This is a genomic window from Pseudoalteromonas sp. NFXS53 (assembly GCF_056629255.1).
In genome coordinates this window covers 74,413-98,385 of record NZ_JBWVBR010000011.1, presented here as the reverse complement: position 1 = coordinate 98,385, position 23,973 = coordinate 74,413, and the positions used below count along the sequence as shown (strand labels likewise).

Here is a 23,973-nt window from a genome sequence, read left to right as displayed (position 1 = left end):
CTTTATTTTTTGCTTTATTATTCTTCGACTAGCTGCTCACTTCTGAAAAAGCCATCTTCGTCAGACAATAAATCAACCAGTTCAGGCAACACTTCATCCATGGTCTTTTTTAATGTCCAAGGCGGGTTGATAACCATCATGCCTGAGGCCGTCATACCGTGAACATCAGTATCGGCACTGGTTGCCAGCTCAAATAATTGAATGTTTCTAATGCCTGACTCTTTTAAAGTTTGCTCCATTAAATCAATACGCTCTCTATCTACAACTGGATACCAAATCATGTAGGTGCCAGAGCTAAACTTTTTATGCGCTTTAACAATCATCTTAACGGCATGTTGATAATCGGTTTTAATTTCATATGGCGGGTCCATTAAAACACAAGCTCTTCTTGAAGCTGGCGGCACCAAGCCTTGTAAGCCTTTAAAACCATCTTCACCTTTTACACGCAAAGATTTTTTATGCTGAGTGTTCTTTTCTAACAAAGCTAAATCTTGCGGGTGCAATTCAAAGAACCAGCCCTTGTCTTGGCGACGTAAAAACTGCTCAGCCACTTTGGGTGAACCAGGATAAAAGGCCAGTGACGCTTCGTTCATGCCTTTAACCAACTCAACAAAGTCTAGAATTGCTTGGTTCTGATCTTGGTAGTGCCAAAGCTTGCCAATGCCATCGAGATACTCTTGTGTCTTTTGTGAATCTGCGCCTGCTAATTCAAAAAAACCAGCACCTGAATGCGTGTCAATATAATCAAACGGCTTATCTTTTTTTGTCATGTATTCGAGCACTTGTGCTAGAACTAGGTGTTTGATGATGTCAGCAGGGTTGCCAGCGTGGAATGAATGTCGATAACTCAGCATAGTTGCGCCCAAAAGTGTTTACCTGAGAACTCTCTCAGGAATGAAGAAAACAACTTGCATTATCGCCTAATTACCCTCAGATATAAACGACACAGCTCAGAGAAATAATAAATTTCGAACAACCTAACATTATAAAATAGAGTTTATGACATGTATTCGAGCTGAATTTACCTAAATATGACTAAATAATGACAAAATGCACTGCAAAGCTAGGTATTTGCTAGCATCCTCAGTCAGTTTGTTTTACATTTGTACCATAAATAACAGTCAATAGAGCGCCTTTATGAACAACGAAACTCTCCCAAAACTCGAACAATTGATTGATGAACTGATCAACCAAAATAATCGTTTAAATAACGAGCTTTCAGAGCTTAAAGCTCAAAATGAAAAACTAGTTGATGAAAATGAAACTCTACAGCTAGAAGTACTTGAAAGCGAAGAAAAGCAAAAAGAGACAAGCCAAACTTTATCAGGCCTGTTGAGCAAGCTACAGAGTGCAACTCAGGCTAGCTAATGTCACAAAAAACCAATCAAGTTGAAGTGAGCCTGCTTGGCAAAACACATCAATTTGCCTGCACAGAGGGGCAAGAAGCCGCGCTCCTCGATGCTGCAGCCTTGCTTAATAGCACTGTAGAAGAAATGAAGCAGCGCAGTTCTATACGTACTGAGCACAGCGCATTACTTATGGCCGCGCTGCATCTGTGTCATGACTTACAAGCGCAGAAAACTGCACACGAAGGGCTAATCACAAAACTTTCTTCTCATCTAACTAGCAGCGAAGAGTAATTCTCTTTCATCAATTCGCATAATCGGTTAAATTACGTGCAACTTTAAACTGCACAGTAATACTCTATTTGGTTATGCGATTTTTCTTCGCCCTACTTTTTATTTTTATCTCAATTTCAGCTTCTGCAACACAATGGCTAAAGTTCGATGACAAGACTTTTTTGATAGCCCCTCCGTCTGACGCCCGCTACCTCACAAGTAATCAGGCTGTTTTGGTCGGTCAAAAGTGCGCCGCTATTATTGATGCACATGGAGATTTTAGCGCACTAGAGCGCTTTGCCCGCGAAGTAAAGGAACGTATACCTCTGCCTATTTGCTATTTATTCAGCACCAGCACTGATGAAGAACAAACCTTAGGGATGATGCTACTAGCAAATGAATTTCCTAATGCGACATGGCATGCACCGCGTTATGTTTCAGAGCATTTCAATGAATACCAAAGTGCCTTAAAAGATAAACTCTCTCGATTCGAAAAAAGCCTACAACTCAGTCAATCTCGATTAGGCTCACACTCTAATGCCCAGATGCAACAACGCCTAAATAAAGCAAAGGCGCGTATTGAGAAGTGGCAAAATGCAGCATTTTCTTCCCCTACTTTATTAAGCGCTGCTCAAGTGACTCTAGATTTAGGAGAACATTCTCTTGTCGTAGAAAAAATCAAAGGGGCGACACAAGGCGACCTAAGTATATTAAGCCATCATAGCCTCGGGTTGTTTTCAGGATTAACAGCGAACCCTATTCCTTATGTGCAGAACAGTGATTTAGTGGCGTGGTTAGCAACAATCAAAAAACTACACCATGCTGAAAAAGTGACTTGGTTACTACCAGCACAAGGTAAACCATATAAACTCAATGCATTACAAAAACCAATTTCCTTTTTAGAGGCCGCAATTAACAGCGACTCGATAGCGATGCCAGAAGCATTACAGACAATGTACAAAGCGGATGAGCTCACGCAAACTCGGTTAAGATTAATGTATGAGTTGGCTAAAACCAAACAGACGCAAAAAATGCAAAAGCAAGGGACAGTGCTATAATTTTACAGGGAGCATGGGTATGAATATACATTTTCGAAGCATTTTATTATGTATTGGGTTGCTAGTACTAACAGCATGCCAAAGCACCTCTACACCTCATCAAAACGCCCCTGCTGAACCTCATGAAATCGCGGCGCTATTTAACCAATCTACGCCTGAATACAAGCCCTATCAAGCAGAAAAAAAACCACAAGATGACATGCACTCCAGTATTACACCTGAAGCAAGTCCTATTGTTTACGACGATCTTTGGCAAGAAATAATTGCCAGCTTAGCCTTTGACATAGTGCCGACCCCCCGCTTACAAAAGCGCATTAACTGGTATTTGAAACAGCCCGACTACTTGTTAAAAGTAAATAAGCGTGCAAAACCTTATCTGTTTCATATTGCTCAAAAAATAAAACAAAAAGGCTTACCGATGGACATGGTGTTACTGCCTTTTGTTGAGAGTGACTTTCGTCCTAAGGTGCACTCTAGTCAAAGTGCTGTGGGTATTTGGCAGTTAATGGATAGCACCGCCTACCACTTTGGCGTAACAACAGATGAATGGTACGACGGCAGACAAGACGTGTTAGCCTCAACCGATGCCGCCCTAGATTATTTGGTTTACCTTTACCAACGCTTTAACGGCGATTGGTTACATGCGCTCGCAGCCTATAACAGCGGAGAAGGTCGAGTAAAAAAAGCGATTCGAAAAAGTAAAAAGCAAGGCAAGCAAGGTTATTTTTGGCAACTTAAACTCCCTTCGGAGACCGCCGACTACGTACCGAAACTACTCGCTTTAAGCTATTTACTTCAGGCCAAGCACCCTAAGTTTAAGGTGCCTAAACTACCTAATTATGCTGTAACCAGCGAAGTCGACTTTGCTCAGCGTTTTGATTTTTCGGTACTCGCCTCACTCACTGGGGTTAATAAAAAACAACTCCACCAGCTAAACCCCGGCTACCTGCAACACCAAAGTGCCCCTGAAGGCCCTCATAAAGTATTGTTACCGCTGACCGAAAAACAACTGTGGCAAAGTGACTTTTTTCAAAACTACTTTAGCCAAACCTACACCGTGATTAAAAACGATACCTTTTATGGTTTAGCACGTCGCTTTAATACTTCGGTCAAGACATTAATGGCACTCAATAATAAGCAAACGAGTCTTTTAAAAGTTGGTGAAGTACTAAAAATAAAAAAAGCACAACCGCTCGATAACTTAATGCTTGAATATCAGGTAAGCCCTTATCTGGCCCAAGAAGAAAAACAGCCTGTATTAACCATGGAACATGAATACATCATTCAAAATGGCGATTCACTTTGGGAGATAAGCAAACAATTCAATGTGCCCGTCAAAGACTTACTGACATGGAATAACCTCAAAAGTAACAGCTTGCTTAAACCTGGAAAAAAGCTGGTACTGCATTTACCCAGACCTGCACAAACACCCAAGAAACCAGAACCTAAAAAGTTTCTTTCTGAGCTCGAGCAACTCGTAAAGCCGAATACTTCTCCTTAACACTCGCACTTCATGATTTGCTCACGTAAAATGTGCGCTAAACTGAGATAAGAGAGAAAAACATGCAAATTACTAAAGATACGGCTGTTGAGTTTCACTACACGTTAAGTGAAGCAGGTGAGCAAATTGAAACAAGCACAAATGCTGAGCCATTAACTTACCTTCACGGTACTGAAGGTATGCTTCCTGGTCTTGAAGCGGCGCTTGAAGGCAAAGCAGCAGGCGACAAATTCAGCGTAACACTTGAGCCAAAAGACAGCTACGGCGAGTATCAAGAAGGCTTAATTCAGCGTATTCCTATTAAACACTTACAGGGCCTTGGCAACAACAAAGTATGGAAGCCGGGCATGAGTGCCATTGTTGAATCAAATCAAGGTCGCCATCAAGTAAGCATTGTAAAAGTTGGCCGTTTTAACGCTGACTGTGATTTAAACCACCCTTTTGCAGGTAAAACACTGACATTTGATGTTGAAGTGGTATCTGTACGTGAAGCGACGGCTGAAGAGTTATCACACGGTCATGTTCACGGTGAAGGTGGCTGCGGTCACTAATTTTAGGTTGAATAACTCATTATGAATAAAGTTGCCATCGTTACAGGTGGCAGCTTTGGCATCGGCCTCGCCGTTGTTGAAAAGCTGCTATCAGAAAACTACCAAGTCTTTAATCTAGATATTGCCCCTTCTGAGGTTGGCAATTTCGTAGAGTGTGATGTTAGTTGTGTCAAAACAGTTAAGCGCTGTATAGCTGAAATTATTTCGCAAACAGGTCGTGTTGACGCCCTAGTTTCGAATGCCGGCAAGCATTTAAGTGCCACCATCGAAGATACCGATGAAGCTACATTAGACGCGCTATTTAACTTGAATGTCAAAGGCGCTTATGCGGCTATTCAAGCGGTTTTACCAAGCATGAAAACGCAACAAAACGGTGCGATTGTGTTAATGGCATCAGACCAAGCCATCATAGGTAAACCGAACTCATTTGCGTATAACCTGACTAAGTCATCATTAGCTTCAATGGCAAAAACCACGGCGCTTGATTATGCAAAGTTTAATATTCGCGCTAATGCAGTGTGCCCAGGCACAATAGAAACGCCGCTATTCCATCATGCCATTGATAAGTATTGTGCCAAAAGTGGTGCTGACAAAGCAGAAATCGTGGCTGAAGAAGCGCAACTACAGCCATTAGGCCGCTTAGGCCAAGCTCATGAAGTTGCTGCACTCACCGCATTTTTACTGTCTGATGATGCAAGCTTTATCACAGGCAGCCTACAAAGCATCGATGGGGGCTATACAGCACAATGATGCAGATAATTGATCCACACTTACACTTTTTTGACTTAAGTTTGGGTCAATATCATTGGCTCACTCAAGGCTCAGGTCCAAACTGGCCGAATCTAGATAAAATTAAGAAAAACCACCACTATGCCGATTTAGCCAATTTTGAATTTAAAGTACATAGCTTTGTGCACATAGAGGCAGGGTTTAGCAATGCCAACCCAAGTGCTGAGCTTGCATGGCTTGCTAGTAGTACGCCTGAACACGTCCCGTTTAAAGCCATCAGCTACATTCAAATAGACTGTGAACCTGACATCTTTGAACAACAGTTAAATGAGTTACTATCAGCACCTAATTTTATTGGCATTCGTGACATTACCGAAGGCCAAGATTATCTTAGGTTATTGTCTCATAACACCAAAACAAACCTTAACACGCTCGCTGAACACGGCTTAGTCTTTGAAGCGCAGTTTGAGCTTTGCCATCTTGATGCTGTAAAAGCATTGCTCAAAAGTGCCACACTGCATCCTAATTTTAAGATTGTTATTAATCACGCTGGCTTTATTGATAACCTGCATGATTACACAAGCGCACTCTCATTATTAAGGGATACAAATAACATCTTTATTAAGTTTTCTGGTCAGGAACACTGCGCAGATGCTTTATGCCCAAAGGCAAAATTAAATCTCTTATTAGAATACTTTGGCGAAGATAGAGTGATGTTTGCTTCTAACTATCCCGTTTGTTTAATGCGAGAGGATTATTTAAAAGTGTGGCAAGGTTATAGACAACTCGTGGATGACTCTGCCACTTGGCACAAACTCAGCTTTGCGAATGCCGAGCGCTTTTATTTTGGCTAACCAGAAATAAGCGACCCGATGTTAACAATCTATTTAGACGCTCTGATCCTAACTAAGTCATAGGCCTTTAAACTAGGCACAATGGCTTGTAAGCGCGCCTCAGTTTCATCCAATGAGTTCAAACATTCACAGTACTCTTCGGCTTTGTCTTCAAGTTGTTTCGCTTTCTTTTTTAGAGATTTATCAATTTCTTTGGAGATGATCTCCATACGCTGACCCATGTCAGTAATACGATCTTCAATATTACCTTCACGAGATTTAAAGGCATCGCCGAGCGACACTAGAATTGAGCCTAATGAGCCATGAATTGCAGAATGGATCTTTTGACTGATCTCTTCAGTAAAGAAGTCGTCAATTTTAGATAGTGACTGGGGGGCGATAAAAAAGAAGTCATCACCGCGTTTGAACTTGTCCATCAGCGCACGTTCAACATATTGCAGCTGAGTCTTTAATACTTCCGGCTCTTTGTCTGACATACCTTCGACAATTTGCTCAATGGCACTTAAACCCAGATTAACACCATCTGTAGCAAGACTCACAAGCTCTGGTACTGTATCGCGTATGCCCAGTGCATATTCTTTCAAGACCTTGGTTTCTTCATCACTGAGTTGAATATAGTAGCCTTTAATGAGCAACTGCTCGTCGTTATTGATTTGCACACGAGTTTGGCCTTTATCGACGATGCGGATCACTGAATCAGTGATGATCAAGCCATGATCAAGCTCAACATCACATTTATCACTGGCCCAAACTGAGCCAGTAAACAGCGTTGCAATTAACAGTGTTTTAAACAAGTGTCGCAAAATAAAGCCCCATCAAATTAAGGCGCACAGATTAGCAAATTCTCTTATGAAGCTAAATCTATTTTGCGTAACGCACCAGCCTTAATCGACCAGTCTGCGTTTTTTTGAGATACCTGTTCTTACCATCAGAAACTTGGAACGTCCAGGCATATTGAGGCTCAAGTGTCACCGTCGTGCTAGACCAGTAATCTCCCTCTTCACCACTGATTAATTCGTTGCTAAAAAGAAATACGCCTAGCTCAAGTTGAGGCAACGCAGGCGATGCACAACTGTGATCAATAATACTTGCTAACTCTTTAATGTTAGGCACATGCCAGTCTGTAAAGCCAGCATGGCTATTATCGTTAGCCTCTAGTAGTGCTTGTTGCCAAGTGAGTTTCTGTGTACTGCCAATACAAGTTTTATTATCAGCATTATAATTAAGCCCAACTTCACATTGTTGCCACATGAGGCCTGTGCTTCTGTCTAGTACAATGCCATCCGTTTCATTAATTTCAAAACGTTCACTCGGGTCAACAAAACCAACTGGATTGGCTGCATCACTGAAGCATACTTGGGCCGATACACCTACACTTAAAAGTAAGAACGGCAGAAATAGTGTGTGTTTAGTTACCATTGCTCGACACCTCTCTCACTAATCGAATATAAGCTTTCGTTGTGTGTTCTAACTCTACTGTTTCACCTGTTTGCATATCGAAAGCATACGCTTCGATTAAGTTTGAATTGTCAGTCGCCCCTTCAATACTTAATTGTGAGGTCCAGTAAAAGCTGTTGTTATTCCACTGTGGGCTAGCAATGGCAGGGAAGTAATTAGGGTCTAGTACATAAGAGCTACTAGACACTTCTCCATAATTAAAAATTCCCATAAATTCAGTGAAAGTAGGCAAACGCCAGTTTCGACCACCACAATAGTTGGTCTCATTAACATCATCAATATACTGCTGTGCATCACAATAGCGGTTATTAAGGCAAGTTGATGCATCTGTCCCTCGGAAACCATTCGGGTAATTCGTTAGGAACCAAGTATAAGTATTTCTTGTATCTCGCAGTGGTGCATTTGGTGGTGTAGCAATATTAGGTTGCTTTACTTCCCAAATCAGCCCTGTGTTGTTGTCTTTGACACAGCTAAAATCACTACTTGAACTATCGATAATCGGTCGAGCATTGTCATCTAACTTGGTAAAATCGAAAGAAGCAAGGCCTGCCCCCGTTTTTCCCTCATTCTGTATAAAACTATCTCGGCCTAGCTCAGCATCTTGCTCAGGAAAAACATCACTTTCGCAATCTATTACCGTTTCGCTATCAAAACAGCGTTGTTGACCCGTGTCATTTAAATTATCTCCAACAGCACGTCTTTGTACGCTAACTTCCATAACGTCTTTATCTGTAAAACCACCAGGTTCTGAAACAGTAACTTGAAACTTCAATAATGATGCAGTATCGACATCTGGCGCTGTGAATGTTGTTTTACATAGAGTGGGGTCTGTAATTAAATCTTCTAGCTGAGTTTTTGGTCTTTCAAGCTGCTCCCATAAACAAGAATACTCTCCTGATGACGATAAACTCGCTGTCGCATCCAACTCACCTTTATTAAACTCGATGACTTTCAAATCTTGGCCTGCATCAGCAAATACAACTTGCGCATTTTTATAAAGTGTCAAAGAGAACTCAGTGCTACTTTGCCCGCCTTCATCATCTACTAGAGTTAACTTAAAACGTGCTGTTTCATTGCTTGATAACAATGGGTGAATGAATTTTAGTGTGACTTGATCATTTCGCTCAAAAGTCAATTGTGGGCCACTAACTTGCTCCCATAGATATTCGATGATCTTACCATTCTCATCGGGATCTACTGAGCCTTCAGCACTCAGGATCACTTCATCTTTGTACTGTAATACATCATTTTCAGGTGCAATTTGCTCGATGAGGGGGACAGGCAACTGGTTTCTAGAACCGATTGCTATTTTGATGGTGTCACTAACCAAAGCACCGCTTGGCGCAAGATATTCAACTTTTAAGGTAGCTGAGGTATCAGCCTTTACATCTGGTGCAGCTAGTTTTAGCTCTTTGCCTTCTTGTGGAAACCCCTCCATAGAAGGACCTTCCATCACTTGCCAAGTATAAGTACCGCCAGCAGGTGAACCTACGGCTGAAAGCGTAAACTCTGCTTTTTCTTCAACACTAAAGTCACTGCCAGCATTAACACTGGCATTTTCAACAGTGTCATTGGAGTCGGAGCCTCCACCGCCACATCCTAAAAGTAAAAAACTCACTACAACACTTAGAGATGCTCGACGCAACATAGACGCTCCTAATAAAATTAGAGATAGCTATCTTGATGTATACGCACAAATAACTTTGTTCCGACCTTACTATAATCGACTTTGTATTCGCGGCCATCAAGCGCTTGGATAAACAACAAACGTTTTACTTCCCCAAAAACATCAGCACTTGCGACTTGAACAACTTCCAAATAACGCTCTTTACCTTCGCGTCGATTTCTTGGCAGTTCTTCTTTAAATGGCACAAGTCCATTCGCTGTTACTTTAATTTTTGGGTGTGCCTCACCATTTACAATTACTAGGTCGAGCTTCTTTTCTTTATGAATAATGGTATTACGACCACTTTTAATAAAGGCTCTTTCTGTACTCATGAATCGTTCCTGTTACTTCTTGCAACGGTGGCCTGTTTATCAAGCAATTCTTGGACCACCATTTCTGGATTTAATTTCCAGTGGTTCAATAGGTTTGAAAAATCCCATATATCCCTGTCTAACACATTTGCGGGCAACAATAAGTGGTAGCCTGTTAGCGTGTGTAAATGTTGCATCCGATTTGCGAACATGGCGATTAAACCGGTATAAATTTGACCCGAGCCCGCTTGGAACTCACTTGGTTCAACAAGCCATTTTGATGGGCAGGAGCCGGATTTGCAATGCATTTTAACAGCTTGTAAAAAAATATGCCGCTGTTCAATTAATAATTTGCACGCTAGTCGAGGGTGTAAGTCGTTCAAGAAGCTTGCTTCGTCTTTGAGCTTTATCCCAACAGCATTTAACTCTGCTTGTTCAAAGCCATCAGTTGCTACAGGCACACCAATAGTTAATAGGTTAGATGTATCGACACTCCACTCCCCAACTTTATGATAGTAGGTAATTTTTCTATGATCCAATTGAAAGCTATAGAAAGGCTCCCGGCTTTTCAAAAAGCCTAAAATCACTGCCATAATCGCGGTAGCCACAAATACGATTTCAATAATACTAATGGGTGTTGCTCTGAGCGTCACAAACAACATAACGATGGCGATGGCAACACCGCCTACCAGCATAAACTCGATACTAAACCGGTTTGCAGAAGCCCTTAAAAAAACATGTTTCGTTGATTCAGCCATTGTAGAAACCAAAATAAAAGATGAACATCAAAACTGTCCAAACAACAAGTTTTCTAATTTTCTCACATCGTGGACACTTTTTATCTGGTTTCATCTTTACATCCATAAAACATAATCGGTACAAGCACATAACTAAGATTTAATTTTCGTTCAACACACAAATTAATACGACCATAATCATTTTTCGATCGTATAAAGCTTGTAAACTGAGCTCATCATTAGCAGTGGTCGAACAACATGTATAACAAGCAATCAGGTAAAGTTCTTTTTCCCGTTTTAATTTTAATGCTAATCGCAATTAGTGGTTATTTTTATTTACCAGTAAGCCATAGCAAAACTGGACCTTCGTCTCGTCCTGCAACCCAAGTTGCTGCGCATACCGTCAATACTGACATCAAAAGTATCAATATTGATGCTGTTGGTACAGCACGAGCAAACCAAGCCATCAACATCATCAGTGCGCAAAGTGATTATATAGAGTCTCTTACCTTCAAAGATGGTGAGTTTGTGCAAGCGGGGCAAGTACTTGCCACCCTTCGCGACAAACAAGAGCAATTAACAGTCAAAGAATTAAAAATTAATTTAAAAGAGCAACAACGCCAGCTAAAACGCTTGCAAGAGCTTGCTCGCTCTCAGTCAGCAGCACAGTCTCAGTTAGAAGAGCAAGCCTCTGAGGTAGATGCTCTGCAAGCTAAACTTGCTAATGCAGAGTCAAAACTGCAGGAAATGGTGATCAAAGCCCCCTTTTCTGGTGTACTGGGCAAACGTTTAGTCGATATTGGTAGTTTTGTTAATAGTAATACCCCTTTCACCACTTTAGATGATATCAGCGTTATCAAGGTTGACTTTCAGGTGCCTGAAAAATATTTGGCTCAATTAACTCAAGGTATGTTGGTCTCTGCGATTTCAGATGCTTACCCTAAATCTCCGTTTACAGGTGAAGTGACGCATATTGAACCGCGTATCAACCAAGCAACACGCAGCGTATCTGTCACTGCGAGTTTTGAAAATGAAGCCAATTTATTGCGCCCAGGTATGCTGATGCAAGTTGCGCTCGAGCTGGGCCGTATCGAAGCGCTCATGGTGCCGGAAAAAAGCATTATCCCACGTCAGGATAACCACTTTGTATACATCATTGACGGTGAAAATAAAGCACAGCAAGTTAAAGTCGAGTTACTTGAACGATTTCATGGTTGGGTTGCCATTAAAAGTGGTTTAGAAGCGGGCCAGCAAGTGATCACCGAAGGTACCATTAAAATTCGTCCTGGCTCTTCAGTAACAACACAGGGGTAATCGAGTGAGAATTACAGATACCGCGGTAAAACGCCCCGTTTTTGCAATTGTAATCAACCTACTGTTACTTACGTTCGGCATCGTAGCATTCACCATGTTGCCACTGCGAGAGTATCCAGATATTGAAACGCCAATCGTCAGCGTTTCTACAAGCTATACTGGCGCTTCAAGTGAAGTGGTTGAAACGAAAATCACGCAAGTGCTTGAAAATCGAATCTCAGGCATTGAAGGCATCAAAAGCATCACTTCATCATCTCGTAATGGCCGTTCAAACATTACTATTGAGTTTAATATCGACCGTGACATCGACGCCGCAGCCAATGACGTTCGCGAGCGTGTGTCTCGCGCACTAGACCGGCTTCCCGAGCAAGTTCGCCCGCCAGAGGTGTCTAAATCAAACTCAGATGAAAGCCCCATAGCTTGGTTTGTTTTAAACAGTACAACTATGAATACCCTTGAACTTTCTGACTATGCGCAGCGTTACATTGTCGACCGTCTAGCAGTTGTTGACGGTGTCTCGAACGTGCGCATTGGCGGTGAACGTCAATATGCCATGAAAATTTGGCTAGATAGAAAAGCCATGGCGGCACGCGGTATTACTTCAAGTGACATAGAACAGGTTTTACGCCGTGAAAACGTGGAACTCCCAGCTGGTGAAATTGAGTCTCTTGATCGCGACTTTTCTGTTCGTATCACCCGTAGTTACAAAACCCAAGAAGACTTCAATAACCTTGTCATTAAACGAGGCGAGCAAGGCTACTTAATTCGCCTTGGAGAAGTGGCAGATGTATTACTCGAAGCCGCTGACAACGAAAGTACCTTCCGCGGTAATGGCAAAAACATGGTCGGTATGGGCATTGTAAAGCAAGCCAAAGCCAATACCTTAGAAGTAGTCGACAACGCTCGTAAAGAATTAGAGAAAATAAAACGTAACCTACCTGAAGGCATGACGATTCAAGATAGTTACGATTCTTCTATCTTCATTCGCGAATCTATTACCGAAGTTTATCGTACGCTTGCGATTGCTATGGGCCTAGTTGTCGTTGTTATTTTTATCTTCTTAGGCAACATTCGTGCGACTTTAATTCCAGCGGTTACTGTGCCAGTTGCGCTAATCGCTACCTTTATGTTCTTGCTCTCAATGGGTTATTCAATCAATTTACTCACTCTATTGGCACTGGTATTGGCCATCGGTTTAGTAGTAGACGATGCCATTGTTATGCTCGAGAATATCTACCGCCGTATCGAGCTGGGTGAGCCGCCACTTTTAGCCGCATTTAGAGGCGCTCGTGAGGTCGGTTTCGCCATCATAGCCACAACACTTGTGCTCGTTTCCGTGTTTGTGCCCTTGGTGTTTATGGATGGCCGAATTGGCGCACTCTTTACTGAGTTTGCCATGGCAACCAGTGCCGCAGTGGTGTTTTCTAGTGTTACTGCATTAACTCTTTCCCCGGCTTTATGCTCTAAGGTGCTTAAGCCTAGTAGTAGTGAAAGTCGCTTTACCCAGTGGATGGATAAGCAATTCACTAAGCTTGAAAATGGTTATCGTAAAGTACTACAAGATAACTTAAACAGACGCTTCAGCTTATTGGCGGTACTGGTGTTAGCCGGTTTTGCGACTTATACCCTCATGAAGCAAATTCCATCTGAACTTACACCTAGAGAAGACCGCGGTACCTTCTTTGTCATGATGAATGGCCCTGAAGGCGCGAGTTACGAAAACAACTCTGAAAATATGGCAAAGATTGAAGAGCGACTACTGCCATATGTTGAAGCGGGTGAGCTCAGTCGTGTGCTAGTGCGTGTTCCTGGCTGGGGTGGCCGTGGTGGTGTTGCCATCGTGGGTATGCCGGATTGGGACGAGCGTAAACGTTCGACTTGGCAAGTAATGGGAGAGATCAGTGGCAAGATGCGCGAAGTCACCGATGTGCGTGCTTTTGCTATTATGCGACGAGGCATTGGCGGCGGCGGTCAGTCACGTCCTATCGAGTTTGTTCTGCAAGGTAACGATTACGAAGAGCTAGTCGAATGGCGAGATAAAATCTTAGCCAAAGCTCGCCAGAACAAAGGACTAGTGCGTTTAGATCATGATTACAAAGAAACCTTCCCACAGTTTTTGGTCAGCATTGATAAATTAAAAGCGGCAGACTTAGGTGTGTCGGTAAGTGATATTGGCCGCACCCTTGAAACTATGTTAGGCCAACGCCGCGTCACCACCTTTATTGACCGAGGTGAAGAATATGATGTGATTTTAAAAGGTACTAAAGCAGATTTCGCTGCGCCAAATGACATTGCTGATATCTTTGTTAAGTCTCGTACAGGTAAATTGATCCCACTAGATAGCTTGATCACAGTGACTGAAGAAGCCACAGCTTCACGTTTAAATCGCTATAACCGTATGCGTGCAATCACCATTACTGCAAACCTTGCTGATGGCTACACACTAGCCGAAGCTTTAGACTTCTTAAATACGGTTGCTGCAGAAGAAAACCACATAGATGGTGCAGTTGATTATAAAGGTGAATCTAAGCTGTTTTATGAAGGTGAGTCAGCCATGACTTACGTGTTCCTACTCGCTTTAACCGTTACCTTCTTAGTGCTTGCTGCTCAGTTTGAAAGTTTTGTACACCCACTGGTGATCATGCTAACGGTACCGCTAGGTCTCGTTGGTGCTATGTATGGGTTATTTATCACCGACAGTAGCCTAAATATCTACAGCCAAATAGGTATTGTGATGCTGATTGGTTTAAGTGCTAAAAATGGTATTCTGATTGTTGAGTTTGCCAACCAGTTACGCGACAAAGGCATCGAATTTGAGCAAGCTTTAGTTAATGCAGCCGTTCAACGTCTTCGCCCTATTATCATGACGTCACTGACGACAGTAATGAGTGCAATCCCGCTGGTATTTGCGACAGGCCCTGGTTCAGAAAGTCGTATGGTAATTGGTGTGGTTATTTTTGCAGGTGTAAGCGTGGCAACTATACTGACGCTATTTATTATTCCTTGCGCTTATTCATTACTGGCGCGTAAGACTCAATCACCTGAGTTCTTAAGCCAAAAAATTGCTGAACAAGCACGCGCTTTAGAGGAGAAAAATCATGGCTAAAATTGCAACGGCAACCTTTGCCGGTGGGTGTTTCTGGTGTATTGATGCGGCGTTTCGCCGCGTCAAAGGCGTTCATAAAGTAGAATCTGGCTACATGGGGGGTCAAACTGATGATCCTACCTACAAAGATATCTGTACAGGCATGACTGGCCATGCTGAAGTAGTTCAGCTTAGCTTCGATGCTGATATTATCAGCTACAGCCAACTATTAGATATGTTCTTTACCTTGCACGATCCAACTCAATTAAACCGTCAAGGTAATGACGTGGGCACGCAATATCGCAGTGCAGTTTTCTATCACGACGACGCACAAGCTGAACTGACTGAACAAGCCATCAAACAGTTACAGCCTCATTTAGCCGAAAAAATTGTCACTGAAGTAACACCTGCGGTGACTTTCTACTCTGCTGAACAGTATCACCAAGACTACTTTAATGAAAACCCAAATCAGGGCTACTGTAGTGTGGTTGTAGCCCCTAAAGTGGCAAAATTTAGTCAAAAGTACGCTCACCTACTCAATGAGTAGATTTGTTGCAAGCAAATAACAAAAAAGGAGCTTTAAGCTCCTTTTTTAATATCTATAAAGCCCGTTAAAGCTTAACTGTCTTTGTTACGACTTTCTTTTGAGAAAGCACGTAACTTACGCTTTTGCGATAAGGTCATCTTGTTGCTGCGACCTGCATACGGGTTATCACCTTCTTTAAATTCAATCTTAATCGGTGTACCCATAACGCCAAGCGCTTTACGGTAGTAGTTCATTAGGTAACGCTTGTAGCTGTCAGGTAAATCATGTACCTGGTTACCGTGAATAACAATACGCGGCGGGTTGTAACCACCAGCGTGCGCATACTTTAACTTAACACGACGGCCACGTACGAGTGGTGGCTGGTGATCCGCTTGTGCCATATCCATGATACGACGCAGCATTGCTGTGCTGATACGCTTAGTCGCAGATTCATAGGCTTCGTCAACAGACTCAAATAAGTGACCTACACCCGTACCGTGCAGCGCCGAGATAAAGTGTAAACGGGCAAAATCGATGAACCCTAAACGACGGTCTAGCTCAGTTTTGATACGCTCTTTCACGTACTCGTCTAAGCCATCCCACTTATTGATTGCAATAACCAGTGAACGACCTGCGTTTAACGTAAAGCCTAATAAGCTTAAGTCTTGATCAGAAATACCTTCGCGCGCATCAACCACCAATAACACTACATTGGCATCTTCAATGGCTTTAAGCGTTTTGATCACTGAGAATTTTTCGACTACATCGCTGACTTTTTTACGCTTACGTACACCTGCGGTGTCTATCAGTACGTATTCTTTGTCATTGCGTGTCATCGGAATATAAACAGAGTCACGCGTCGTGCCCGGCATATCGTAAACAATCACACGCTCTTCACCTAGAATACGGTTAGTAAGCGTTGATTTACCTACGTTAGGGCGGCCAATAATGGCTAGCTTAACCGGCTTATCTTCAAAACCTGTTTTACCGTCTTCCAGCTTCTCGCCATCTTCACCTTCAAGATAAAGTTCAGCTAAGCTTTCGTCATCTTGCTCAAGCTCTTCAGCTTCGGCCGCAAGTTCTGCGATAACAGGCTGTAAGGTGTGATCTAATAACTGAGTAACACCACGACCATGCGCTGCCGCGATTTGATGAACATCACCCAATGATAATTGATAAAATTCAGCACAATGAGAGTCTGCATCAATACCATCGGTTTTATTCGCTACGATAAAGCACTTTTTCTCTTGCTTACGTAAATGCTGCGCAATCGCTTGGTCTGCAGCATTCATACCCGCACGGGCATCTACTAAGAATAAAACAATATCCGCTTCTTCAATGGCTAGCAGTGACTGCTCTGCCATTTCGGTTTCAATCCCTTCTTCGCTACCATCGATACCACCTGTATCAACAACGATAAATTCATAGCCATCATAGTTCGCTTGACCATATTTACGATCGCGCGTTAGGCCAGGAAAGTCCGCTACTAACGCATCACGGGTGCGTGTTAAACGGTTAAAAAGTGTGGATTTACCCACATTAGGTCGCCCAACAAGAGCGATCACCGGAAGCATAGACTACCTCATCAATAAACAACAAAAGGCTTCGCAATGCGAAGCCTTGAAAAAATGCATAAATAAATTAATGGTTATGGGATTTTAACCGCGCTAACTTCACCGTCTCGGGTTACCACTATTAATTTATCTTCTGCTACAACAGGCTCTACATAAAAGCCTGAGCTATCAAAACTTTCTCGAGAAACTAGATCACCAGTTTGCTTATCTAACCAGTGCAAGTTACCTTCTTGATCGCCTACAGCCAAGTAATTACCAGCAACAGCAGGTGCTGTTAAATACCAGCCACGAAGACCTGACTGACTCCAGCGCTCAATACCTGAGTCTTTGTCTAACGCGTAAATAATGCCGTCACTGTCGACAACATAAATCACATTGGCTTCGATGCTTAAGTCACGGTAACTGCTGTACTCACGTTTCCAAACGACATTACCGCTGCGGACATCAACCGCAGCTAAGTTACCATTATAGGCGATAGCGTAAGCAAATGCGCCTACAACGATAGGTTTAGTATCAACATCCACTAAGCGCTCAAATTCAGATGCTCCTTTTGCAGTTGCAACTTCTGCGCTCCATGCGGTGTAACCATTTTCAGCGATTAAAACCGTTAACTTACCGCTTTCTTCACCGAATAACACACCACCATTTGCAGACGTTGGCGAACTTAAACCACGAAGCGTTAATGCTGGTACTTCTTGTTCATGGCGCCAGCGCTCTTCACCTGTATCTGGGTGAAGTGCCAACAATTTACCTGAGCCTAGATTTACATAAACAAGACCATCACCCGCTGCTGGAGACGATAATGCTTCACCTGGTACGGCTTTACGCCAAACGATCTCACCGGTTTCACGGTCAAGTGCAATTACTTCGCCATGCTCAGAGCCTATGTATAGTTTGCCATAAGCCTGTAAAATACCGCCCGACAATTTAGCACTGTCGTTGTCTGCCCAAGGCCAGAAAGTGACGTTTTTACGTACATCAGTTTCCCAAAGAGTCTTGCCCGATTCGGTTGAAATTGCTTCGATTTCACCATTTCTAGCTGCCACAAATACAATGTCTTTGTGAACAACAGGCGTTAAACGAGAAAAGTAATGCTCTACGCCATCACCCACCCCGTTCGTCCAGTCAACTTGCGTTTCGAATTGGTTTACGATTTCTGGTAAAACAATTTCTTCTTCATCATCGCTCGATGAACAACCTAACAAAGACGCCATACATAACGCCAATGTGGCCATACTTAGCTTTTTCATCGGAACTACTCCTAAGCTGCTGGCTGGGCTGTGGCTAAATTGTCCAACTTAATCTGTAGTAGGCTGTTATTACCTTCTGTTGACTCAGCAAGCGCAGCTTCATATTCAGAGCGAGCGCTGTCTTTGTCACCTTTTGCAAGGTATACATCACCTTTTACTTCCGCAACTTGTGCTTTAAAAGCCTCTGGTGTTGTTTGTGATAATGTTTTTAGCGCTGCATCATATTGTGTGAGCTGTGCTTGTACACGCGCTAAACGTAAGATGGCTGTGGCTTTTAGTTCTGGGTTTTGAACATTGTCTTGTAACCAAGTTAGTTTAGCTACCGCTGTTTCAAACTCCCCTTTTTCAACCGCCTCTTTAGCCGCAACAAATGCCGCTAGCGCCGCATAATTTGAGTCGCCATTTTCAGCAATGAATGAGTCAGACTTAGTCAGAACTTCGCCACTTTCAACTAACTCATTGTAAGCGTTTGAAGCAGCTTCAGCAGATGTGATCTTGCTTTGGTTATAGTATTTCCAACCGTATAAGCCACCAAGACCAATAACGATACCTAACGCAAGTGAAACGCCGTTTTCACGGAAAAATCGTTTTATTGCTTCTGCTTGTTGTTCTTCTGTTGAGTAAATTTCCATACAGTCCTCTTATACTGCTAAGTCTGCTAACAGTGTTTTCACCTCTTCCAGGCTCACTGTGACTTGTTCTTTTTCTTCTCGCAGATATTTCACGGTTACCTTGCCTTCAGCAAGTTCGCTTTCACCTAAAATTAGCGCAACTAGCGCGTCGCTCTTATCTGCACGTTTTAATTGTTTCTTAAAGTTACCGCCACCACAGTGCACTTGTACACGTAGACCTGTAACGTCTGAACGTAATTGCTCTGCAATCACTGGCGCTTGAATACTCGCGGCATCACCCATAGCTGCAACATATACGTCTGCATTACGGCGAATTTCACCCACGCTTTCTAACGCTTGAAGTAATAGAACTAAACGTTCCATACCCATTGCAAAACCAACCGCAGGGGTTGCTTTACCACCCAGTTGTTCAACTAGACCGTCGTAACGACCACCAGCACATACAGTACCTTGCGCACCTAGACTTTCCGTTACCCACTCAAATACTGTGCGGTTGTAGTAGTCTAAGCCACGTACTAGCTTTTCATTAACTTGGTATTCGACGCCTGCTGCGTCTAAACGTTCACATAAATTTGCAAAATGTGCTTTTGATTCTTCATCTAAGTGTTCAGATAACTTAGGCGCATCAACTAAGATAGCCTGTACATCTGGGTTTTTGCTGTCTAGCACACGCAGTGGGTTTGAGTACATACGACGCTTAGAGTCTTCATCTAACTTATCAATATGTTGCTCTAAAAACGCCACAAGTGCATCACGGTACTCTGCACGCGCTTCATTTGAACCAAGAGAGTTCAGCTCTAGACGAACATGATCTGAAATACCAAATGCCTTCCACAAGCGCGCTGTAAGTAAAATCACTTCAGCATCGATATCAGCAGTCGCAATACCAAATGCTTCAAGACCAAATTGGTGGAATTGACGGTAACGACCTTTTTGTGGACGCTCGTGACGGAACATAGGACCCATGTACCAAAGACGCTGCTCTTGGTTATACAATAGGCCGCCTTGGTTACCCGCACGTACACACACTGCAGTACCTTCAGGGCGCAGTGTTAAGCTATCGCCGTTACGATCTTCAAAGGTGTACATTTCTTTTTCAACGATATCGGTGACTTCACCAATAGAGCGCTTAAATAAGTCGGTAGATTCAACAATTGGGAAACGGATCTCTTGATAACCATAAGACGCCACCGTATCACGTAATACTGCTTCTACTTTCTGCCAAACTTGCGTATCACCTGGCAGACAATCGTTCATACCACGAACTGCCTGAATTTGTTTTGCCACTGAAAATCCTAAATCAATCTATTTGCTAAATGCGAGTGCCACACACAGTGCGCATTGTGGGTAAAGGAGTCAAGTATTATACCCAGCTCGCGTAAAACGTAAACGACAGAGCAAAAGATCTGCAGGATATTCTTTGCTCTGTCGGTAATTTTTAAAAATTATTCGACGATTTTGATGTCGATCGCCGGCTGCGCTTGCTTCTTAGCAACGAAATCGCGCACCTGCTCTTCAAGCTGCTCGACGATATTGTCGTTATCAATACGCATCTTTTGACGCTCGCCGTTGATGTACAACCCTGAGCGGCGGTTTGCACCAGCAAGGCCGATGTCACTCACTAAAGCTTCACCTGGGCCATTCACAACACAACCAATCACTGACACTGAAATTGGCTCAATGATGTCTTCAAGACGCTCTTCAAGTTGATTCATGGTGTTGACCACATCGAACTCTTGGCGAGAACAGCTCGGACAGGCAATAAAGTTGATACCACGAGAACGAATACGCAGTGACTTTAAGATATCAAAGCCAACTTTAATCTCTTGTACCGGATCGGCAGCTAACGAGACACGCAGAGTATCACCGATACCTTCGGCAAGCAGCATACCTAGACCAACCGCTGATTTTACTGAGCCAGAGCGGAAGCCGCCCGCTTCTGTAATACCAAGGTGAAGGGGTTGATCGATTTCTTTTGCCAGTAGACGGTACGCGCCAACTGCTAAGAATACATCTGACGCTTTTACTGAGACTTTGAACTGGTCGAAGTTCAAACGCTGTAAGATTTCAACATGACGCATCGCTGATTCAAGTAAAGCTTCTGGTGTTGGTTCACCGTACTTTTCTTGTAAATCACGCTCCAACGAACCGCCATTTACACCAATACGAATTGGAATATTACGTTCGCCGGCCGCATCTACCACTGCACGAATACGATCTTCACTGCCGATATTTCCCGGGTTGATGCGTAAACAATCTGCGCCATACTGCGCCACTTTTAGTGCGATACGGTAGTCAAAGTGAATGTCAGTAACAAGTGGAATATCAACTTGCTCTTTAATACTTTTGAAAGCCTCGGCTGCATCCATAGTTGGCACTGATACACGAACGATATCTGCTCCAGCATCTTGAATGGCGCGTATCTGCGCAACGGTCGCATCGATGTCCATGGTATTGGTGTTCGTCATTGACTGCACTGCAATTGGTGCGCCATCACCAATAGGCACGTCACCTACATAAATACGGGTCGACTTTCTACGTTTAATTGGAGATTCTGAAAACATGACGGTTACTCTGTTAAGGGTAATTTAAATTTAGCTGAACGATTGCGTGGCAATGATGATAAATCAACTGATTGACCATCTAGCTCTACATCAACCTGCTGATGACGGCCTAACACCACAGAAAACGGCGCAACGCCCTGCACTGTCATGGTGTATCCGGCTTTTTTAACGCCAAAAGCAATACGCTCTGATGAGGCATCAAAGATCTCTACCCAAGAATCGTCTTTGAAATGCATCACAATCGTATTTAATACAGGTGCACTGCTAATCTCTTCGACTGGTGCTTGTTCGGCTTCTACATCTAAAACTGGTTTGTCAGATTCGGCTTTTTCCACAGCAAGCTCAACCGCATCCTCTGCGGTTAATACAGCATCAGAAGGCATATCGCTTCCTACGCTGTTTTCTGTAACTGGCGCTTCGCTTTCAGGCTCGGTACTCTGCACTTCAGGCACGATAACATCATTTTCATTCGATGTAGTTTGCCAGTACATAAAACCTGACGATCCCAACACTATGGCCAAAATCACATAGCTAACTAGCATTAAACGGCTATCGTTAGCTTCTTTTTCTGTGCGACGTGAAAAGCTTTGCATACTTTTATTATCAGTCGCGCTTTCAGGAGTCTGAAACAATGCCAAGGTTTGCCCTTGATCTAATTGCAATAGCGTACAGTAAGCCTTGATGTACCCTTTAACGAAGGTGATTGGACCAAGTGACGTGTAATCATCTTGCTCAAGTTTGGTGATATGCTTAGGGCTTAGCTTTAACCTATCCGCCACGACTTCGATGGTTAAATTCGCGTCTTTTCTTGCGCTTGCTAGTACTTGCCCCAAAGACGCTTGTTGCTCAGTTGATTCTGGGCTCATTTCATTCATAAAGTATAACTACTCGGATCTACAATCAGTAAACTATGTCCAGCCGCAAGTTCAACGTCTGGTGTTAATTTGTTCCATCGCATCAAATCACCAATCTGTAATTGGTAATCGGTGGCGATATTATACAAGCTATCCCCATCTTTAATTATATGGGTGGTAAGTGGATTATTTAAATACACCTGCTGGCCAATCTGTAAACGGTCTGATTCTTTCAGCTGGTTCCATTCTAGCAGACTCGCCATTTTGACATCATATTTAACCGATAAACTAAATAAGTTTTCACCCAACCCAACTGTATGCACAGGCACATTTGGTAGATTCACTTCTGGATTTAGCAAAGGCGCACTCGTTGATGAAGGTTTAGCAGTATGAACTGGGGCATTATTCTCTGCTATTTCTCTGAACCTAACCTGACTTGGATCTGGCTGATAGAATTGCACTTGACCTTGAGCTGGTTGCACTGACGTTTTTTCACCAAACGACACCACTCTCACCTGATTATTTGGTGTTTCAGTAAGCGGAGTCGTCGCTTGGGTTTTCTCTTCAGCTACAGGTGCGCTTAACGTGCTGGTAGGCTGATTTGACTGAGGTTGCGTTTCAACCACAGAAGGGGTTTGTAAACCGCCACGCAGTGACACAGTTTCACTTGCACTATTTGTGCTTATTATAGTAGCAGGCTGAACTATTTCACTATTGTGATTACTTTCTAGTTTAGGGGCTTTCTTACGGGTAATTTTTATCTTAGGCTGAGCGTTATAAACCGTCGGTGACTGCTCAGTGATTTCTGCCACCTTGGCTTTTCTATATTGCTCACGCAATACATCAAATTCGCTATTATTGTATTCTTCTTTAATAATCGCTTGTGCTTGGTAAGATTGCGGATAAGTCTGCACTAAGGTCGTGGCGATTTTCTGAGACTGCTCTAAATGCCCCATCTCTTGGTGTAACAAATACTCTAAAAACAAACTACGCGATGAAATGAAGCCATTGTCAGTGTAACGTTCTAACACCCGCAATGCCTGATGCAAGTCACTCTTGGCATAATATAAACCAGCTAGAGAGATTAAAGCACTTTTACTTTGGCCATCGTGTTGCACTGCACTATTTAAATAATCGAGGGCTAACTCAAACTTATCTTGCTTCACCGCACATAAAGCCAGATTTTCATAACTTTGCGACACACGTAGATAACCGCGAGTATCTATCGCTTTTAATAATTGCGCCCTCGCTTCATCATACTCGCCGATACGGCATAAAAACGTGCCATAGTTGTTCAGGGTATTTGGATCGTTTGGTACTAGCTTGAGTGCGGTTTGATAAGACGCTTTAGCCTGTTGGAACTCTTTCACTTGCTCGAAGTAATAAGCCAGCGTGTAGTGTACTTCAGGTAATTTAGGGGCAAATTTGGCTGCACGCTCAAGATTAAACTTAGCTTGCGTATTGTTACCCGCTTTTAGATATTCTAATGCCAAGCTGATACGCGTTCTTGCAGCTTCTTGGTTATTCATTTCTGAATTCACCACAGGGCTATTTTTAGTAACGCTGTGTGTTTCTGTTACACAGCCACTTAAGCCTAATAACGCAAATGGAATTACCCAATAAGAACGCATGTACCACCTTGATAGTATGAAATAATAGGAACCTATATTACCTAAAAGCCCCTATCTTT

23 protein-coding genes are annotated in these 23,973 nt (G+C 42.9%); 10 read left to right on the top strand and 13 right to left on the bottom strand.

The window, feature by feature from the left end:
• Window positions 1-17 precede the first annotated feature (17 nt).
• Window positions 18-854 carry a 23S rRNA (adenine(2030)-N(6))-methyltransferase RlmJ gene (locus tag AC1HJP_RS13035; protein WP_480362193.1) on the bottom strand — a complete coding sequence of 279 codons (837 nt, stop codon included), beginning with the start codon at window positions 852-854 and terminating at the stop codon, window positions 18-20.
• 283 nt (window positions 855-1,137) lie between these two features.
• Here AC1HJP_RS13035 and zapB point away from each other — a divergent pair, with 283 nt between their 5' ends.
• The 7 genes from zapB to AC1HJP_RS13000 all read left to right on the top strand — a co-directional run bounded on the left by zapB (window position 1,138) and on the right by AC1HJP_RS13000 (window position 6,312).
• Window positions 1,138-1,368, top strand: coding sequence for a cell division protein ZapB (gene zapB, locus AC1HJP_RS13030; RefSeq protein ID WP_058028813.1), 231 nt, complete (start codon window positions 1,138-1,140; stop codon window positions 1,366-1,368).
• Window positions 1,368-1,640 (top strand): cell division protein ZapA, encoded by a 273-nt coding sequence (locus AC1HJP_RS13025; protein WP_480362192.1) that lies wholly within the window; start codon window positions 1,368-1,370, stop codon window positions 1,638-1,640. The genes zapB and AC1HJP_RS13025 overlap by 1 nt, the downstream gene beginning before the upstream one ends.
• Before the next feature lie 74 nt (window positions 1,641-1,714).
• Window positions 1,715-2,677: a hypothetical protein gene (locus AC1HJP_RS13020; protein WP_480362191.1), complete on the top strand. Its 963-nt coding sequence runs from the start codon at window positions 1,715-1,717 to the stop codon at window positions 2,675-2,677.
• Between the two features lie 19 nt (window positions 2,678-2,696).
• Window positions 2,697-4,178 carry a LysM peptidoglycan-binding domain-containing protein gene (locus AC1HJP_RS13015; RefSeq protein ID WP_480362190.1) on the top strand — a complete coding sequence of 494 codons (1,482 nt, stop codon included), beginning with the start codon at window positions 2,697-2,699 and terminating at the stop codon, window positions 4,176-4,178.
• Window positions 4,179-4,240: 62 nt separating this feature from the next.
• Complete coding sequence (locus AC1HJP_RS13010; RefSeq protein WP_138479777.1) at window positions 4,241-4,729, top strand: FKBP-type peptidyl-prolyl cis-trans isomerase; 489 nt, start codon at window positions 4,241-4,243, stop codon at window positions 4,727-4,729.
• A 21-nt stretch (window positions 4,730-4,750) separates the two neighbouring features.
• A complete protein-coding gene (locus AC1HJP_RS13005; RefSeq protein ID WP_480362189.1) occupies window positions 4,751-5,479 on the top strand; it encodes an SDR family NAD(P)-dependent oxidoreductase in 729 nt (242 codons plus the stop codon).
• Entirely contained in the window at window positions 5,476-6,312 is an 837-nt protein-coding gene (locus AC1HJP_RS13000) for an amidohydrolase family protein (RefSeq protein WP_480362188.1), read from the top strand. Before AC1HJP_RS13005 ends, AC1HJP_RS13000 begins: the two co-directional genes overlap by 4 nt.
• A 29-nt stretch (window positions 6,313-6,341) precedes the next feature.
• Here AC1HJP_RS13000 and AC1HJP_RS12995 read toward each other — a convergent pair whose 3' ends face one another.
• Genes AC1HJP_RS12995 through AC1HJP_RS12975 form a run of 5 tightly spaced genes read right to left on the bottom strand, consistent with a single transcriptional unit; the run spans window position 6,342 to window position 10,505 of the window.
• The gene (locus AC1HJP_RS12995; RefSeq protein WP_480362239.1) at window positions 6,342-7,118 is read right to left on the bottom strand and encodes a YggN family protein; all 777 of its coding nucleotides are present in this window, start codon (window positions 7,116-7,118) and stop codon (window positions 6,342-6,344) included.
• 55 nt (window positions 7,119-7,173) lie between these two features.
• Window positions 7,174-7,731 (bottom strand): Lcl C-terminal domain-containing protein, encoded by a 558-nt coding sequence (locus AC1HJP_RS12990; RefSeq protein WP_480362187.1) that lies wholly within the window; start codon window positions 7,729-7,731, stop codon window positions 7,174-7,176.
• Window positions 7,721-9,418: an Lcl C-terminal domain-containing protein gene (locus tag AC1HJP_RS12985; RefSeq protein WP_480362186.1), complete on the bottom strand. Its 1,698-nt coding sequence runs from the start codon at window positions 9,416-9,418 to the stop codon at window positions 7,721-7,723. The genes AC1HJP_RS12990 and AC1HJP_RS12985 overlap by 11 nt, the downstream gene beginning before the upstream one ends.
• Window positions 9,419-9,435: 17 nt before the next feature.
• Complete coding sequence (locus AC1HJP_RS12980; RefSeq protein ID WP_475158665.1) at window positions 9,436-9,768, bottom strand: hypothetical protein; 333 nt, start codon at window positions 9,766-9,768, stop codon at window positions 9,436-9,438.
• Window positions 9,765-10,505, bottom strand: coding sequence for a DUF2982 domain-containing protein (locus AC1HJP_RS12975; RefSeq protein WP_480362185.1), 741 nt, complete (start codon window positions 10,503-10,505; stop codon window positions 9,765-9,767). The genes AC1HJP_RS12980 and AC1HJP_RS12975 overlap by 4 nt, the downstream gene beginning before the upstream one ends.
• Window positions 10,506-10,742: 237 nt before the next feature.
• On the opposite strand from AC1HJP_RS12975, the gene AC1HJP_RS12970 reads away from it, so the two are divergent.
• The 3 genes from AC1HJP_RS12970 to msrA are packed head-to-tail and all read left to right on the top strand — an operon-like array spanning window position 10,743 to window position 15,430.
• Entirely contained in the window at window positions 10,743-11,798 is a 1,056-nt protein-coding gene (locus AC1HJP_RS12970) for an efflux RND transporter periplasmic adaptor subunit (RefSeq protein WP_480362184.1), read from the top strand.
• A 4-nt stretch (window positions 11,799-11,802) separates the two neighbouring features.
• Window positions 11,803-14,904 (top strand): efflux RND transporter permease subunit, encoded by a 3,102-nt coding sequence (locus AC1HJP_RS12965; RefSeq protein ID WP_480362183.1) that lies wholly within the window; start codon window positions 11,803-11,805, stop codon window positions 14,902-14,904.
• Window positions 14,894-15,430 (top strand): peptide-methionine (S)-S-oxide reductase MsrA, encoded by a 537-nt coding sequence (gene msrA, locus AC1HJP_RS12960; protein WP_480362238.1) that lies wholly within the window; start codon window positions 14,894-14,896, stop codon window positions 15,428-15,430. The genes AC1HJP_RS12965 and msrA overlap by 11 nt, the downstream gene beginning before the upstream one ends.
• Window positions 15,431-15,501: 71 nt before the next feature.
• On the opposite strand, the gene der is transcribed toward msrA, so the two are convergent.
• The 7 genes from der to pilW all read right to left on the bottom strand — a co-directional run bounded on the left by der (window position 15,502) and on the right by pilW (window position 23,914).
• Window positions 15,502-16,983 (bottom strand): ribosome biogenesis GTPase Der, encoded by a 1,482-nt coding sequence (gene der, locus AC1HJP_RS12955; RefSeq protein WP_138479755.1) that lies wholly within the window; start codon window positions 16,981-16,983, stop codon window positions 15,502-15,504.
• A gap of 74 nt (window positions 16,984-17,057) precedes the next feature.
• Entirely contained in the window at window positions 17,058-18,233 is a 1,176-nt protein-coding gene (gene bamB, locus AC1HJP_RS12950; RefSeq protein WP_480362182.1) for an outer membrane protein assembly factor BamB, read from the bottom strand.
• Between the two features lie 11 nt (window positions 18,234-18,244).
• Window positions 18,245-18,865: a YfgM family protein gene (locus AC1HJP_RS12945; protein WP_480362181.1), complete on the bottom strand. Its 621-nt coding sequence runs from the start codon at window positions 18,863-18,865 to the stop codon at window positions 18,245-18,247.
• Window positions 18,866-18,874: 9 nt separating this feature from the next.
• On the bottom strand, window positions 18,875-20,152 hold the full coding sequence (hisS, locus tag AC1HJP_RS12940) for a histidine--tRNA ligase (RefSeq protein ID WP_138479749.1): 1,278 nt from the start codon (window positions 20,150-20,152) through the stop codon (window positions 18,875-18,877).
• A gap of 158 nt (window positions 20,153-20,310) precedes the next feature.
• A complete protein-coding gene (ispG, locus tag AC1HJP_RS12935) occupies window positions 20,311-21,429 on the bottom strand; it encodes a flavodoxin-dependent (E)-4-hydroxy-3-methylbut-2-enyl-diphosphate synthase (RefSeq protein ID WP_138566842.1) in 1,119 nt (372 codons plus the stop codon).
• Window positions 21,430-21,434: 5 nt separating this feature from the next.
• Window positions 21,435-22,295, bottom strand: a complete 861-nt coding sequence (locus AC1HJP_RS12930) for a RodZ domain-containing protein (protein ID WP_480362180.1) — start codon at window positions 22,293-22,295, stop codon at window positions 21,435-21,437.
• Between the two features lie 5 nt (window positions 22,296-22,300).
• Window positions 22,301-23,914 carry a type IV pilus biogenesis/stability protein PilW gene (gene pilW / locus AC1HJP_RS12925; RefSeq protein ID WP_480362179.1) on the bottom strand — a complete coding sequence of 538 codons (1,614 nt, stop codon included), beginning with the start codon at window positions 23,912-23,914 and terminating at the stop codon, window positions 22,301-22,303.
• Window positions 23,915-23,973: the final 59 nt, after the last annotated feature.